The sequence below is a fragment of the Anaerobacterium chartisolvens genome (genome assembly GCF_003337415.1).
In the GTDB taxonomy this organism is placed as follows: Bacteria; Bacillota; Clostridia; order Acetivibrionales; family DSM-27016; genus Anaerobacterium; species Anaerobacterium chartisolvens.
This window is the reverse complement of record NZ_QPJT01000039.1, coordinates 1-15,760: the sequence shown is the minus strand read 5'-3', so window position 1 is coordinate 15,760 and position 15,760 is coordinate 1. Positions and strand designations below refer to the sequence as shown.

General features: G+C 42.9%; 14 protein-coding genes and 1 other RNA gene. 11 read left to right on the top strand and 4 right to left on the bottom strand.

The annotated features are described in order from the left end of the window. The first annotated feature begins 59 nt into the window (after positions 1–59). Both DFR58_RS20155 and DFR58_RS20150 read left to right on the top strand, forming a co-directional pair. Positions 60–1,211, top strand: coding sequence for an MFS transporter (locus DFR58_RS20155; RefSeq protein ID WP_114300070.1), 1,152 nt, complete (start codon positions 60–62; stop codon positions 1,209–1,211). Positions 1,212–1,244: 33 nt separating this feature from the next. Further along, positions 1,245–1,634, top strand: coding sequence for a VOC family protein (locus DFR58_RS20150; RefSeq protein WP_114300068.1), 390 nt, complete (start codon positions 1,245–1,247; stop codon positions 1,632–1,634). Positions 1,635–1,657: 23 nt separating this feature from the next. Here the strand turns inward: DFR58_RS20150 and DFR58_RS20145 are convergent, their stop codons facing one another. Together DFR58_RS20145 and DFR58_RS20140 are read right to left on the bottom strand one after the other, a co-directional pair. Next, positions 1,658–3,391 (bottom strand): ABC transporter ATP-binding protein, encoded by a 1,734-nt coding sequence (locus DFR58_RS20145; protein WP_114300066.1) that lies wholly within the window; start codon positions 3,389–3,391, stop codon positions 1,658–1,660. Next, complete coding sequence (locus tag DFR58_RS20140) at positions 3,388–5,121, bottom strand: ABC transporter ATP-binding protein (RefSeq protein ID WP_114300064.1); 1,734 nt, start codon at positions 5,119–5,121, stop codon at positions 3,388–3,390. The genes DFR58_RS20145 and DFR58_RS20140 overlap by 4 nt, the downstream gene beginning before the upstream one ends. Before the next feature lie 209 nt (positions 5,122–5,330). Here DFR58_RS20140 and lonB point away from each other — a divergent pair, with 209 nt between their 5' ends. The 5 genes from lonB (at position 5,331) to DFR58_RS20115 (ending at position 11,940) form a co-directional block, all read left to right on the top strand. Beyond that, positions 5,331–7,001, top strand: coding sequence for an ATP-dependent protease LonB (lonB, locus tag DFR58_RS20135; protein ID WP_114300061.1), 1,671 nt, complete (start codon positions 5,331–5,333; stop codon positions 6,999–7,001). A gap of 224 nt (positions 7,002–7,225) precedes the next feature. Next, positions 7,226–7,888 carry a thermonuclease family protein gene (locus DFR58_RS20130; RefSeq protein ID WP_170138251.1) on the top strand — a complete coding sequence of 221 codons (663 nt, stop codon included), beginning with the start codon at positions 7,226–7,228 and terminating at the stop codon, positions 7,886–7,888. Between the two features lie 84 nt (positions 7,889–7,972). After that, positions 7,973–8,779, top strand: coding sequence for an undecaprenyl-diphosphate phosphatase (locus DFR58_RS20125; RefSeq protein ID WP_114300057.1), 807 nt, complete (start codon positions 7,973–7,975; stop codon positions 8,777–8,779). A 328-nt stretch (positions 8,780–9,107) separates the two neighbouring features. Continuing rightward, positions 9,108–10,127 carry a tRNA (adenosine(37)-N6)-threonylcarbamoyltransferase complex transferase subunit TsaD gene (gene tsaD / locus DFR58_RS20120; protein WP_114300055.1) on the top strand — a complete coding sequence of 340 codons (1,020 nt, stop codon included), beginning with the start codon at positions 9,108–9,110 and terminating at the stop codon, positions 10,125–10,127. A 445-nt stretch (positions 10,128–10,572) separates the two neighbouring features. Further along, positions 10,573–11,940 (top strand): DUF512 domain-containing protein, encoded by a 1,368-nt coding sequence (locus tag DFR58_RS20115; RefSeq protein ID WP_114300053.1) that lies wholly within the window; start codon positions 10,573–10,575, stop codon positions 11,938–11,940. Here DFR58_RS20115 and DFR58_RS22440 read toward each other — a convergent pair. Together DFR58_RS22440 and DFR58_RS20105 are read right to left on the bottom strand one after the other, a co-directional pair. Continuing rightward, on the bottom strand, positions 11,937–12,614 hold the full coding sequence (locus DFR58_RS22440; protein ID WP_479722755.1) for a lytic transglycosylase domain-containing protein: 678 nt from the start codon (positions 12,612–12,614) through the stop codon (positions 11,937–11,939). The two genes, DFR58_RS20115 and DFR58_RS22440, sit on opposite strands and share 4 nt — an antisense overlap. A 95-nt stretch (positions 12,615–12,709) precedes the next feature. Beyond that, a complete protein-coding gene (locus DFR58_RS20105; protein ID WP_114300050.1) occupies positions 12,710–13,027 on the bottom strand; it encodes a hypothetical protein in 318 nt (105 codons plus the stop codon). A gap of 200 nt (positions 13,028–13,227) precedes the next feature. Between DFR58_RS20105 and DFR58_RS20100 the strand changes: the two genes are divergently transcribed. The 4 genes from DFR58_RS20100 to ssrA all read left to right on the top strand — a co-directional run bounded on the left by DFR58_RS20100 (position 13,228) and on the right by ssrA (position 15,689). After that, complete coding sequence (locus DFR58_RS20100) at positions 13,228–13,704, top strand: ribonuclease FAU-1 family protein (protein WP_114300048.1); 477 nt, start codon at positions 13,228–13,230, stop codon at positions 13,702–13,704. A 21-nt stretch (positions 13,705–13,725) separates the two neighbouring features. Then, positions 13,726–14,583 carry a PHP domain-containing protein gene (locus DFR58_RS20095; RefSeq protein ID WP_479722754.1) on the top strand — a complete coding sequence of 286 codons (858 nt, stop codon included), beginning with the start codon at positions 13,726–13,728 and terminating at the stop codon, positions 14,581–14,583. A gap of 218 nt (positions 14,584–14,801) precedes the next feature. Then, positions 14,802–15,269 (top strand): SsrA-binding protein SmpB, encoded by a 468-nt coding sequence (gene smpB / locus DFR58_RS20090; protein ID WP_114300046.1) that lies wholly within the window; start codon positions 14,802–14,804, stop codon positions 15,267–15,269. A 32-nt stretch (positions 15,270–15,301) separates the two neighbouring features. Then, positions 15,302–15,689: a transfer-messenger RNA gene (gene ssrA / locus DFR58_RS20085) on the top strand. Positions 15,690–15,760 lie beyond the last annotated feature (71 nt).

Here is a 15,760-nt window from a genome sequence, read left to right as displayed (position 1 = left end):
AAAAATGGTTAAGTACAGGCTGTTAAAAGGAATTGACCTGTACTGGAAATGGAGATAAAATGACTAGTCTCTTGCGATTAACTCTTTACATAGGCTTTTTAACTATAGGAGCAGTATCAAGCCTTATGGGAGCGGCACTTCCCAGCATAAGGACCAGCCTTGGCATAAATTACAGCCAGTCAGGGCTGATTTTGTCAGGACAGTTTTTAGGAATGTGTCTTACTGCAATTATAGGGGGCTATCTGGCGGACAGGCTAGGAAAAAAGCCCTTATTGATAGCAGGCAGTATATTTCTTGCCACCGGGCTTTTAGGCAGCATGGCATCATATAGCTTTACGTCCTTGTTTATATGGAATATTATTGCCGGAGTGGGGTTTGGAATTTACGAGGTTGGAATTAACGCTCTGTGCTCAGATTTTTGTGACAGCAATAAAGGAAATGCAATGAACAGGCTTCATTTTTTCTTTGGAGTAGGAGCTATTCTGGCCCCCATACTGGTCACTGCGTCTTCCAAGTCCTTATTAGGATGGCGTGCGTGCTTCGGAATATGTGCAGTTCTTCCTTTAATAGTAGGCATTATGCTTTTTAGAATAAAGGTGAATGAGAATGCTAAAGAGAAAAAATCATATTTTGGTACGGCCTACAGAAATCTTTTCATATGGCTTGCAGGAGCTTCTATATTTATATATGTAGGAATAGAGACGTCAGTTTACGGCTGGATACCTGCTCTATGGGAAAAGCTTTCTCCTGGAGGATTAATACCGCCCACCCTCGTTACTACATTTTTTTGGGTTTCACTTACTATAGCACGCTTGTTTACAGGCAAAATAGCCGACTATATGGGCTTCGGGAGATACCTGACGGCCTCAGGCATTGCCGGGGTGGCAGCAGCCTTTATACTGTTAATATCGCCATCAGACATAGCTGTGTTAATATGCATAATATTGCTTGGGTTTATTCTGGCGGGGATCTTTCCTACTGTAATGGCTTCTGCAACATCACACTTTCCTGAACAATCAGGTATGGTCACGGCATTTATATCGGTTTTTTCTGCACTGGGAGGAGTGCTTATACCTACACAAATAGGATATTTTGCCGATATATTTACTGTTGAGGTTATACCACAGATCATATTTGCAGCCTCGGCATTAATGCTTGCTTTTATTTTTACGGGTTGGCATATCGTCAAGGTACCGTCCGCACGAAAATAAAGCGGAATACAATAAGCGCAAGGGAGTGGTACAATGAAAATAAACCATGTGGCATTGTGGACAGATAAGCTAGAGAGAATGAAGGACTTTTATATTCGTTTTTTTGGCGGGACATGCGGAAACAAATACGAAAACCTTCAAAAACAGTTCCAGTCTTATTTTATAGCCTTTGATTCGGGCGCAAAAATTGAGCTGATGTCAACCCCGACTGTGCAGGGCAAGTGCGGAACTGGAGGAAAGCCGTTATGCGGGTATGCACATTTGGCATTATCTGTGGGAAGCAGGGAGAGGGTAAATGAAGTTACAGAGCTTATAAGGCTCAGCGGCTACACCGTCACAGGTGAGCCGCGCATGACGGGAGACGGCTGCTATGAAAGCTGCGTTGTGGACCCTGACGGTAACCTTATTGAAATTACAATTTAAGCCCTGCCAAACACTATGTTCATTTAGAACTGACTGCTGTAAAGCTTTGCATAGTGTCCGCCTGTTTTTAAAAGCTCATCGTGGGTTCCGCTTTCCACAATGTCGCCCTGATCCATAACGAGAATGAGGTCGGATTCGCGTATTGTAGAAAGCCTATGGGCTATTACAAAGCTTGTCCGGCCTTCCATCATTTTAAGCAAGGCCTTTTGTATGCGGATTTCGGTCATTGTATCAATGCTGCTTGTAGCTTCATCCAGTATAAGCATGGGCGGATTGGCCAGCATTACTCTGGCGATTGTAAGAAGCTGCTTCTGACCCTGAGACAGGTTTTCTCCGGCGTCGGTGATAATGGTGTCATACCCTTTTGGAAGTCTTTTTATAAAGCCATGCGCTCCGGCCGCTTTGGCGGCATCAATGATTTCCTGCTCTGCTGCCTCGGGGCGGCCGTATGCTATGTTGTCTCTTATGGTGCCGCCAAACAGCCAGGTGTCCTGAAGAACCATTCCAAAGCACCGGCGCAGGCTGTTTCTGGTAATATCACCTATATCTGTGCCATCTACGCATATTTTCCCGCTGTCCACCTCATAAAAGCGCATAAGAAGGTTTACAAGAGTCGTTTTGCCGGCACCGCTTTTTCCCACAATAGCAATCCTGCTTCCAGGCTTTACACTCAGGTTGAAATTTTTAATAAGCGGGTTTTTAACATCGTATGCGAAAAAAACCTTTTCAAAGCTCAAAGCACCCGTAGGCTGCTTAATGTCTGAAGCTTCCGGCTCATCAGGCTTTTCACACTCCATATCCATTATGGCAAATATTCTTCGGGCCGAGGCTGCCGCTGCTTGTATTTGCGTTAATACCCCGGTTATTTCATTAAAGGGCTTTGAAAACAGGCTGGAATAGATAAGAAAGCTGGAAATATCCCCTACTGTAATATGGCCGAGTATGGCGTTGACACTTCCGATAATGCCTGTAATTGCATAGGTAATGTTGTTTACTACCCTGGTGGAGGGGTTTGTAAGGGATGAAATAAACTGAGCCTTAATGCCCGCCTTATGCAGCTCGCTGTTAATGCTGCCAAACTGCCGGAAGGACTGCTGCTCAAAGCCAAAGGACTGAACCACCTTCTGGCCCCCTATCATCTCTTCGACATAGCCGTTTAACCTGCCTAGGATTTTTGCCTGCTCCTTGAACATTTGCTGAGAACGCTTTGTAATAAAGCGTGCTACAAGGAATGATACGGGAGCCGACAGAATTACTACAACCGACATAAGCGGGTCTATGTACAGCATGAAGCCTATTGCTCCTAAAATGGTAAACACCCCTGTAAGCAAAGCCGATATCCCCTGCAGCATACCGTCTCCTATTGCGTCCATGTCGTTTACGAAGCGGCTTATAGTGTCGCCATGAGGGTTTGTGTCATAAAACTTAAGAGGAAGAGTATTTATTTTTCTGAATAAATCCCTGCGCATACTGTTCACAGTTCTGTAGGCAATAGAGTTTGTCAAATACGTAAGAAGCCATATAGCAAGGCTGTTGACTCCATATATAAAGGCCAGGGCAACTAAAATTTTCATAATAAAATTAAAATCAACAGCTCCCCGCCCAAGCATACTGTCTATCGACAGGCCTATGAGCAGAGGGCCTGCAAGACTTGTGGCCACGCTTAAGAAAGCACATGCGGCTGCCCCTGACACAAAGCCTTTATAAGCTGATATATATTTTAGAATTTTTTTTACAGCGTCTTTGTTTGTGTTCATTTTGATACCTCCTCGCCGGAAAGCTGGGAAAGACATATTTCCTTATATACTCCGCAGTTGTCGATGAGCTGGGAATGTGTACCTATTCCTGCAATGCGTCCGTCATCAAGGACGATTATTTTATCCGCGTGCTTTATACTGCTGACGCGCTGTGAAACAATCAATACCGTCATGCGCGAACTGCTTTTCTTGAGGGAGCTTCGCAGCGCGGCGTCTGTTGCAAAGTCCAGTGCACTTGAGGAGTCGTCAAGTATCAGTATAGAGGGCTGCATTGCCAGAGCGCGGGCAATTGTGAGCCTCTGCTTCTGTCCTCCTGAGAAGTTGGCGCCTCCGCGCGACACCTGCGTGCCGTAGCCGTCGGGAAGCCCGGAAATAAATTCGTGAACCTGCGCTGTCTTAGCTGCGTCTATTATTTGCTGATCAGTGGCATCCTGCTTTCCCCAGCGTATGTTTTCAGCTATGGTGCCGGTGAAAAGAAGGGCTCTTTGAGGCACAATGCCTATCAGCTTGCGCAGCTCCCGAAGCGAATAGTCTTTAACATTTAATCCGTATACAAGTATTTCACCCTCTGACACATCATAAAATCTGGGTATAAGGTTTATAAGGGTGGATTTTCCTGAGCCTGTGCTCCCTATAATTCCCACAGTTTCACCGTGCCGTATAGCTGCCGATACATCTGTAAGAGCCATATCGCCTGTTTGGCTGTAGCCAAAGGATGCGTTTCTGAACTCAATTGCAGGGGTATGTGCGGCAGAAGAGGAGGATTTGGCGGGATTTTCAATGATAGATGTCTGAGCTGCCAAAATCTCGCCAACCCGCCCTGCGGAAGCAAATGCTTTTGTGAATATGATTACAAGGTTGGAGACTACTATAAGAGCAAGCAGTATCTGTGTTATGTAATTAACAAACGCTATAATTTCGCCCTGCGACAGGTGCCCTGAATTGATGCGTAAGCCGCCTAGCCATAGTATAGCGATAATAGACGCATTCATAACAAGAGAGGTAAGCGGATTTAAGAGGGCGGATATTTTGCCCACATGTATTGATATGCGGGTCAGGTCATCACTGGAAGCATTGAAGCGGAGGCTTTCACTGTCTGATTTTGCGAATGCCCGTATTACTCTCACTCCCGAAAGATTTTCCCTCAAGACGCTTGCCAGCTTGTCCAGCCTGTTTTGAATCATCTGATACAGGGGTGAGGCTCTGGATATCACAAAATATAATATAACTGCAAAAACGGGAGTTGCGGCAATCAAAATAAGTGCCAGCTTAAAATCCAGTATCATTGCCATAATAATTGCGCCTATACATATGAAGGGCGCGCGTATTACAAGGCGTATAAGCATGGCAACAGCAAACTGGAGCTGGTTTACGTCGTTTGTAATTCTGTTTATAAGAGAGGGTGCTCCAAATTTATCTATCTCGGAATATGACAGCGACAATATATGCTTAAAAATAGCATCCCGCAGGGATGTGCCAAAGCCCTGTGAGGTTCTGGCGGCATAATACTGGCATATCATTGAGCTGCCGAAGCCCAGTATGGACATAACAACCATAACGGCACCCATCTTCAGCACATAGGATATATCGCGCATGGCAACGCCATAGTTTATTATAAGAGCCATGACTGTGGGCAAAAGCAGCTCCAATATGGCTTCCAGCAATTTGAATATAGGGCCTAAAATACATTCCTTCTTGTATGGTTTTAAAAATACTATAAGTTTAAACAAGCTTTTACCACCTAATTGCAATAAAAATTATGAAAGCTATATAGTGTATTCAAAAATAAACTCCTATGATTATAACATATAATGCCCTAAAGTAAAAAAATTTTGAAAAATAATCCTTCGTTTTTATATCGGGATAAAATAAGCTTCATTGCTAATACTAACTAAAGACTAAAAAATGGTTAAGGCCGCAAATTGAGGAGGAAATAGCTTTGCTTACGACTACATTATTTATTGTACAGTTTTTTTTCTCAATAATTATAGGAGTATATTTTTTAAACCTGTTAAAATCCCAGCAGGGAAATAAGAATACCATAGATAAGGAATCTAAAAAGGAGCTTGACAAGCTGAGGCGTTTGAGAGAAATAAAGCTTACAGAACCATTGTCTGAAAAGACAAGGCCCTCGACGCTTAAGGACATTGTGGGGCAGCAGCAGGGCCTGAGAGCTCTCCGGGCTGCGCTGTGCGGGCCCAATCCCCAGCATGTTTTAATTTATGGGCCTCCGGGAGTGGGGAAAACTGCCGCGGCAAGGGTTATACTGGAGGAGGCCAAGCAGATACCTATTTCACCCTTTAAGAAGGATGCAAAATTTGTAGAGATTGATGCCACTACTCTGAGATTTGATGAAAGGGGAATTGCAGATCCCCTTATGGGCTCTGTGCATGACCCTATATATCAAGGAGCGGGAGCATACGGTGCGGCTGGTATTCCTCACCCCAAGCCGGGAGCGGTTACAAAAGCCCATGGAGGAATATTGTTTATAGATGAAATAGGGGAGCTTCATTCCACACAAATGAATAAGCTTCTAAAGGTTTTGGAGGATCGAAGGGTCTTTTTGGAAAGTGCCTATTACAGCTCCGAGGATAGCAATATACCTTCACATATCCATGAGATGTTTCAAAAGGGGCTGCCTGCCGACTTCCGGCTGGTAGGAGCCACGACAAGAACACCTGACGAAATCCCTCCTGCTATCAGATCGAGATGTGCTGAGATATACTTCAAGCCCCTTATGACGGAAGAAATATCCTTGATTACTCATAATGCGGCTGTTAAGGGAGGCTTTAAGACCGAAAAGGGAGTAGAGGAGCTTGTGGCCAAATATTCGCAAAATGGAAGGGACGCCGTGAATATTATCCAGATAGCGGGCGGTGTGGTTCAGGTTGAAAACAAGGATGTGATTTCCAGAAAGGATGTTGAATGGGTTATTGAGTTTGGGCACTACAGTCCCCGCATTCAGAAGAAGGTTTGTGCCATTGAACAGGTGGGCTGTATAAACGGTCTGGCTGTCATGGGTAACAGCGCAGGGATGCTTATAGACATTGAGGTATCTGCAATAAAGTCGGAGCAGGGAAAAGGAAACATTAAGGTAACGGGCATTGTGGAAGAGGAGGAGATGGACGGAAGGGGCCACCGGCTGAAGAAAACCAGCTCTGCCAAGGCTTCTATTGAAAATGTTCTTACAGTGCTGAAAAGGTATCTTAATATAGACTGCAAGGATTACGAGATTCATCTTAATTTTCCCGGGGGAGTGCCTATTGACGGGCCGTCGGCAGGAATAGCGATTGCCTCCGCTATTTACTCTGCCATAAAAAATGTTCCCATAGGGGGAGACATAGCAATGACGGGAGAAATCTCAATAAGAGGCAAGGTCAAGCCTGTTGGCGGTGTTGTAGCCAAGGTGGAGGCGGCGATTATTGCAGGCATAAAAAAGGTGCTGATACCTACCGAGAATTGGCAGGAGCTCTTTGAGGACATGAGCATTGAGGTTATTCCTGTGGAGACCATAGAGCAGGTTATGGAGATTGTATTTAACGTAAAATACAGCGAGGTTCAGGAGCGATCTCTGCAAAAGCAGCAGAGCGGTGTACTGACAGTATCGTAAAACAACCCTGACTTTTTAGACATACGGAAAGGCATAGCCCAGTAGGGAACGCCCCCCGTGGCGTTCCGCACGCCCCCGTTGCAATGGGGACATTCCTCAAAAACAACACAGGGGTTTTGCTTTGCCTTGGCATTAACCGTCCCCTTGACAACCTTTGAGTATGGCGAAACTTATGGTAGAATATTATGTACATAATTTATAACGTGGGAAATAGAGGAAAACGAATGAGGAAAAAGAAAAAAGTTTTTACACCATTGGCAGCAATTATAATACTGTTGGCGGCTTTCTTGCTTAAGGATGCAGATTTGACAGGGACAGTGCCCGGATATTATAATGATACAGAAATTGTTTCGGTAGAGGCTCCTTATGATATTGATACAGTCAAGTCTCAGGGGATAGGCTCTAACAGGTTTATTTTTGCGAAGGTGACAAGGGTGGTGGACGGGGACACGCTTGAGATCCAATATAAAAGCAAGGAATATAAGGTAAGGCTCCTTGATGTGGATACTCCTGAAAGCGTAAAGCCGGGTGTGGAGGAGCAGGCTTACTCAAAAACCGCATTTGAGTTTACAGAAAGCATCGTCTTAAATAAGGATGTAAAGCTGGTATTTGAAAAGGGAGTCAAGGATAGATACCAGCGTCTGCTTGCACATGTTGTTTTGGATGACGGCAGCTATTTGAACGGAATGCTTGTAAGAAACGGATTTGCCAGAGTTGAGATAGTGTCGCCGAACAGCAAAATGTCGGAGTATTTTTATAGCCTGCAGGATGTTGCTGTCCAAAAGGGTGCCGGATTATGGGGACTGCCTGAAGAGGACAGGCCATTTGTAAAAAACAGTAAGGGTAAGTACGTGGCCAGGTATAAGGAAACCGAAAAAGCTTCTTGAATAAGAAATGGCAGCAGGGAATATATTTTTTTTGGGGATACTGCAGGATAACAGGGGAGCGTTATTAGGGAGGGGAATTTAAAGATGAATGTATTTCAAGGCATTGTTTTAGGGATTGTGCAGGGCTTAACGGAATTTTTGCCTATAAGCAGCTCCGGGCACCTTGTGCTGATTCAGAAGCTGTTCGGAATTAAAGAAGGAGTTCTAACATTTAATGTGGCGGTGCATTTTGCCACAGTTATAGCAGTAATATGGATTTTTAGGGAAGACATACTAAACATGATTAAGAAGCCATTTTCAAAGCTCACATTGCTTGTGGTGGTGGGGACAATACCTACTGCTGCAATAGGATTTTTGTTTAAGGATATGTTTGAGAGGATATCTCAATCGGGCAAAACTCTAGGGATTGGGTTTATACTTACGGGTGTGATATTGTGGCTTGCTGAGAGTATTAGAAGCAAAAATAAGGGTGCTGAGAAGACTACATATATAGATGCAGCTATGGTAGGTGTTGCTCAGGGAATAGCTATACTTCCTGCCATATCGAGATCGGGACTTACACTGGCAGGCGCTCTGCTTATGGGGCTTAACAGGGAATTCGCGCTTAAATTTTCGTTCCTTATGTCTATACCCCCCATTCTTGGAGCGGCGCTGCTGGATTTGAAGGATATTGCAGAGCCGGGAAGCACAGCTCTGGCGAGCATAGGAGTATGGCCTCTTATAGCAGGGATTGTGGCTGCCGGGGTATCGGGGTATGTAGCTATAAGGTTTATGCTGAGGATTTTTTCAAAGGTAAGCCTTAAGGTTTTTTCATACTATGTTTTCGCTTTAGGAATACTTATAATACTTGAGCAGCTTATAAGCGGAAAAATATTTCCTCCTCTGTTTTAAATTAGTACTATAGCCCTAAGGCTGGCTTAAAATAAAGTACCAATGAACTATATTAAATTGCAAGAAGCTTTGATATTATTTTAGTGAACATTAGCATTTCTCCTATTGGAGGACATGAAGCGGCAAGCTTCATGTTTTTTTTTGTCTATCGTTATCCCATATGCAAAAGCCTAAATTATATAAAAGGGATGTGAACGAATTCCTTGTAAAAATAAAATACATGCGCTATTATTATACTAAAAGTCTGTTTAAAAGTCGGCATATTTTTATTTTATAGGCTAAAATTAATATACAGAAAAATTTGTGGTTGAAAGTGAAGGTGTGTTTCTTGAAAGATTTGCTGGTTTTGGGAATAGAAACAAGCTGCGACGAAACCTCTGCGGCTGTTGTGAAAAATGGACGGACGATCCTGTCAAATGTTATTTCCTCGCAGATAGATGTACATCAGAAATTTGGGGGAGTAGTTCCTGAAATTGCATCAAGAAAGCATGTAGAGCTGATTATACCTGTTATTGATCAAGCTGTTCATGATGCGGGAATTGAGAAAAAAGATCTTGATGCCATAGGAGTTACATATGGCCCCGGACTTGTTGGCGCGCTTCTTGTGGGTTTGTCTGCGGCAAAGGCAATGGCGTATGCTCTCAATAAGCCTCTTATAGGAGTACACCATATAGAGGGGCATATAGCAGCTAATTATCTTCAAAGCAAGGCACTAAAGCCTCCCTTTGTCTGTCTGGTTGCCTCCGGAGGGCACAGTCATATTGTGTATGCGGAGGACTATCACAAATTTGAAATTATGGGACAAACCAGAGATGACGCTGCGGGAGAGGCTTTTGACAAGGTGGCCAGGGCATTGGGAATGGGCTATCCCGGAGGCCCCCTTATTGATAAGGCGGCACAAGCCGCAGACGGCAGGCTTATAGACTTCCCAAGAGTGCGCTTCGGGAACGAAAGCTTGGATTTTAGCTTTAGCGGGTTAAAGACGGCTGTGTTGAACTATCTTAATAAGGCCGAGCAAAAGGGAGAAGCATGGGATGCACAAAACGTGGCGGCAAGTTTTCAACAGGCGGTTGTGGATGTCCTTGTGGAAAATACTCTTCGGGCCGCTCAAAGAAAACAGGTAAAAATTGTGGCTTTAGCAGGAGGAGTTGCAGCGAATTCGTCCCTTAGAAAGCAAATGAAGGGCTGTGCGGAGGCCATCGGACTTGAAGTATGCTGTCCTGAGCCGGTTCTGTGTACCGATAATGCGGCAATGATAGCATGTGCGGCTTATTATGAATATAAAAAAAATAATATATCGGATCTGTCGCTGAACGCAGTTCCCGGATTGAGGCTTGGGGAAAGATAGGCTGTGGATAACTTTTGATGTTAATATGCAGGAGATTAATTTTTTATGTTATGCGAGGCATTCGCCATATTATAACAAAATGTGTTCAAGATGTATAAAATGAAGAGGTTTTGATAAGAAATATTTGTGTAGTGAGAGTACATAAACTGCCTGATTAATAGTGCTTTAGGCCTATAAGGCGTAATTTTCAGCATGTAGATTATTGTTGAATTGTGTCATGTTGATAATGTGGAAACTCTGTTCAAAAGGTTAATTTGCAGGTCTTTAAGGGTGTGGATAAAGGTGTGGATAGTGTGGATTAAATTTTGTACATGCGCTTAAATTACTATTTTTTAGAAGTCGACAAAAGTTGTTTTTGATAATAATAGACGGGATTTTATGTTTTTGAATACAGATATCATACTATAAGATATATCCATTATAATAAGCAGGGATAGTGAAATAAGTGAAGACAGCAACCAAGGATTACATTATAAATACAATTTTTAGAACCAATATTCTGCCTGTAATATCGGAATGTAATACCTCCTGCATTTTTTGCAGCCATAAGCAGAACCCTAGGGAGGTTGAGGTGTTTAGAATTCCAAAGCTTAAGCTGCAGGATTTTTATGAATTGGCAGATTTCATTTCACCTGATCGCAAGATAGTAATAGGAGAGTCGGCAACCAGGCTCATTGAGGGAGAGCCGCTGCTTCACAAGGAGTTTGAGGGAATTATTTCGATGATAAGAAACAGGTTCAGCCATACCCCTATTCAGATTACGACAAACGGAATACTCCTTGATGACGGTATTATAGATAGCCTCGCGCGGCTGGGGAATATAGAATTAAATATATCGGTAAACAGTGTGGATGCTGCAAAAAGGATGCTGATCTTTGGACTGAAAAGTGAAAATAATATAGAGCAGAAGCTTAGACTTCTAAAAGGCAGAATCAGATTCAGCGGGAGCTTTGTGGTTCTGCCGGAGATACTTGACGAAAATGACATTGAAAATATCATTGCTTCTATGGAGAGAAACGGGGCCGAAACAGTAAGGGCGTTTCTCCCGGGATATACGTCAATGACAAATGATTCTGCAAATTTTAATGATGCTTTCACACACTGTGCCGGAATAATCAAAGCTCTTGAGGGTAAATATTCAATACCTGTAATTCTTGAGCCGTCATTAATCGGGGATCTGAATTGCAGGGTGGAGGGTGTTATAAATAAAACTCCCGCACACTATGCCGGGATAGAAAAGAATGATGTTATACTAAGCGTTAACGAAAGTGTAATTAAAACCAGAGTAGAAGGCTTTGATAAAATATACAGGCTTGCAAAGCCCGTTTTAAAAGTAGCCAGAGAGGAGGGGCGGGTGATTGAAATTAAGCTGGACAAGCCTAAAAACTCGCCTCCCGGATTTGTAGTGCTGTATGATGTAAGCGCAGAGGCTGTAAAGGATGTCAATACTGTAGTGAGGCGGAATAATACAAAAAGGCTGCTTGAGGGCAAGGAGGAAATAAAAAAGGTTTTATTTATGACATCGGTACTGGCTGCGGGGATATTGAGGGATTTATTTAAAAAAACGGTGTTTCCGTTTTCATATGAGATATTAAGCGTAAAAAATAATTTTTTTGGAGGGAACATTGTGTGTGCGGGGCTTCTTACTGCTCAGGATGTAATACTTACCGCCAGAGAGTACCTGAAAGCCAATGGACAGCCGGATTTGATAATCCTGCCTCCCATAATGTTTGATTTTACTAAAAGAGACCTTCTGGGAAAGGGAATAGATGAAATAGAAAATGAGCTTAAAATAGCAGCAGATACACCTTAAGGCATATCCACCGCAGAATATTGATTGTAATAGTTCATAACCTTTGAAACATAATTCTGTGTCTCAGCGTACGGAGGTATTCCGCTGTATTTATAAACGCTGTTTGGGCCGGCGTTGTAGGCAGCAAGAGCTAATTTGGTATTGCCGTTAAAATTTTTAAGCTGATCTCTTATATACCTTGTCCCGCCGTCTATGTTCTGAGATATATCCCAGGCATTTCTTACACCAAGGCCGTCGGCAGTACCGGGCATAAGCTGCATAAGTCCCTGCGCTCCTGTATGTGAAAGGGCATAGGGATTGAAGCTTGACTCCTGCTTTATAATTGCCCGGATAAGCTCACTGTCCACGTTGTATTTTTTTGAGGCCAGCTCGACATTTGCGTTTATCATATCCATAAGCTTGTCCTTCTCTTTAGGAATATACGAGGTGTTGTTTGCCAGAGCCAGCTTTGCTCTTTGAACATCCTTGCTACGATCGTTTCCCTGCTTATCTATTGCACCTGTAGAGGGTGTATATGAAGAAGAACGGGTAGCTGCGTCTATTGAGCTGCTTAACGCTTCTTCAAAGGAAGCCGTATTTTCTTTTATTCCCTTTATTTTAAGAGGAACTCTGCTTTGTATTTCATTTAATTTTTGAGAAAAAATATCTTGTACGCTTAAGTTCAAATAATTCACCCCTGCTTTTAAAATAATACCTGTTTTTTATATCGGCAAACCGGATATAAAACATAACAGCTTAAAACCGGCAGGCGTAAAGATATTGTGCTTGCTTATGAAACCTCGGATACAGTCTTTTTTACAAACTTTGAGCACGCATTTTTTTCCTTCCCGTCAAACGGCCTTACCGAGAAGAGCTGGCACAGTCCTAAAGCGCGGGCTCCCTTTGCAGAAGAGCTTGAAACAATAAAATTTTCGCAGTCTATGCACTTTAGGTTCATCTCCTTATATGATTTGGGCTCGGGTATAAACCTGTGCTTTGAGCATACGTAATCAGGAGAGACAGCTCCCTTATCCTTGCAAAGTATATCATTGTTTACTGTAATAGCAGTTCCTCTTATGCAGTTGCGGCACGATTTTTTCTGCTTCAAATTTTCTCCCTCCTCATATGATATATAAAATTATACCATTATATTCCAGAATGTAAAATGTTGTGGGAAATATTCTACTCACTTTGCATTTACTAAAATTTATATTAATAAATAAGAAAAATCAAATTTACACTTTAAAGGGTATAATATATAATCTTATTTACACGAGGTCATTAATTTAAGTTAGGAGGGTTTAGAAGTTGAAAAAGCCTTGCATATTGAGAAAGAGATATATACCTGATGAAACAGTTGATATAAGTGGGGATGAATTGCTATACAGAGATGAGGAAATGCTTATAACCCGCTGGAAGGCCATAAGACCCCGGGCGGATATTTCGGGAGGGATATCATATGCATTCTTAAAACAGGGAATAAAAATAAGTAAATTTTTTAATAATTCCGGGGAGTTTATTTACTGGTATTGTGACATTATAGATATAGATTACGACAGCTCTTGTGATAAATACGTATTAATTGATTTGCTTCTTGATGTAAAGCTTATGCCCGACGGCAAGGTGATAGTGATGGATGCAGACGAACTGGCTGAAGCGATTGAGGGCGGGCTTGTGACAAAGGAGCAGGCTTGCAGAGCGTTAAGAAATATGAATAAAATTGTTAACATGATGTATGAGGGCAGCTTTCCTCCCGCAATTTGCAGGGATGAAAGGTTTTCTTGAAACAAATAAGGAGCTTAGAGGGTGGTGAGTGATATAGATAAGTATATAGATTTGCATACACATTCGACTGCCTCGGATGGAAGCATGAGTCCCGGGGAATTAGTAAGACATGCTGCCAAATGTGGACTCCATGCGGTTGCTATCACTGATCATGACACCGTGGAGGGTGTGGATGAGGCCGCTGATGAAGGCAGAAAATTGGGAATTGAAGTAATTGCGGGAGTGGAAATAAGTGCGAATTACAAGCCTGAAATGCATATTTTGGGATACTTTTTTAACGGAGCGCATGACAACATAAAGCCGGCACTTTCCAGACTGAGAGAGAACAGAGATGTAAGGAACCCAAAGATAATTAAACGTCTCAATGAGCTTGGCTTTAACATTTCTCTTGAGGAAGTTGAGGCGGAGGTTATGGGAAGTGTTGTGGGAAGACCGCATATAGCCAAAGCAATGCTTAAAAAGGGGTATGTAAAAAGTATAGAGGAGGCTTTTGACAAATATCTTTCAACAGGAAGGCCGGCTTATTTTAAAAAGGACAAGCTTACCCCGGAAGAGGGAATAAAGGAAATTTTACGGGCAGGAGGAATTCCTGTTGTGGCTCACCCGATATATCTTTATCATACCTGGAGTGAATTGGACAAACTATTTGGAAACCTTGTTAAATCGGGACTGAAGGGTATTGAAGCATACTATGTGGATAACTCCGCAGACGACACGGGCAATCTCTTGAGGCTTGCTATAAAGCATGGTCTTTTAGTGACAGGAGGAAGTGATTTTCACGGCAGCTTCAAAAATGGAATTGAGATAGGTGTAGGAAGGGGAAATCTCAAGATAGAATATGTGCTGCTGGAAAAGCTCAAAAAGGCCGCCAATGTATAAATGCTGTCTTGGCTGACACATGCGGGGTTATTATTTCTAAAATAAAAGCGTTTTTTTTTGCGGAAGCGGCTTGTTTTCCAATTGTTGCAAACTTGACAGGAAGGTTTAAAGTGATATAATGAGATAGTGTAAAAGTGAGTTTGAAAAAATCAGACCTTTCGTGACGGAGGGTTATTTTTGTCTTTGAAATTAAGTAAGGGATATTGGCAGGTAATTATATGGCAAAGAGTGAAGCTAAAAAAATAGTGGCTCAGAATAAAAAGGCCAGACATGAATATTTTATAGAGCAGACTCTGGAAGCGGGAATTGTTTTATCTGGCACGGAGGTCAAGTCTATCCGTCAGGGAAAGGTAAACCTTAAAGACAGCTATGCCGGAATACGGGATGGAGAGGTATTTGTCAGCGGAATGCATATAAGTCCTTATGAACAGGGTAATATATTTAACAAGGAGCCTGTACGGGACAGGAAGCTGTTGCTTCACAGGTACGAAATAAACAAGCTTATAGGATATATTCAGCAAAAGGGGCTGACGCTTGTGCCCACTCAGCTATACTTTAGAAATGGAAGGGTTAAAGTTGAAATAGGCGTTGCAAAGGGTAAGAAGCTATACGACAAGAGGGAGGACATAGCGGACAGAGATGCAAAGCGTGAAATTGACCGCAAGCTCAAAGAGAGCATGAGGTAGCGCTTTTTTCTAAGAAAGCGAAAATTTAATATGGGGGCGCACTGGTTTCGACGGGATTGTTGAGACTGGGGTAGCGGGTAGAGGATTCTCGTAGGCCTCTTAAAAAACGAGAAACTAAAATTAAACGCTAAAAACGATAATTACAATTACGCGTTAGCAGCTTAAGGCTGCTAATCCGTCGGTCCAGGGTTCCTGCACCTTGGGTAGCCGGCGTCATTAAGTCAGGCCTTCGGCATAGGAAGGTTAAATGCTGGAACTGTCTCGGTGGTAGCCTTGAGCCGGGATGGATTTAAAGGATACTGAAAGCGGCACCCTGCTTGTGGGGGACCGCCGTAGGGAATGTAAAAACACAAGCTGCACCCGGAGAAGCTCTTGAGGATATGGTTTCGGACAGGGGTTCAATTCCCCTCGCCTCCACCAATGAAAGCCGCTTAAATGGCGGCTTTTGTCATGTAAGAATGCTTTTGGTAGACACACAGGTAGACATTTCT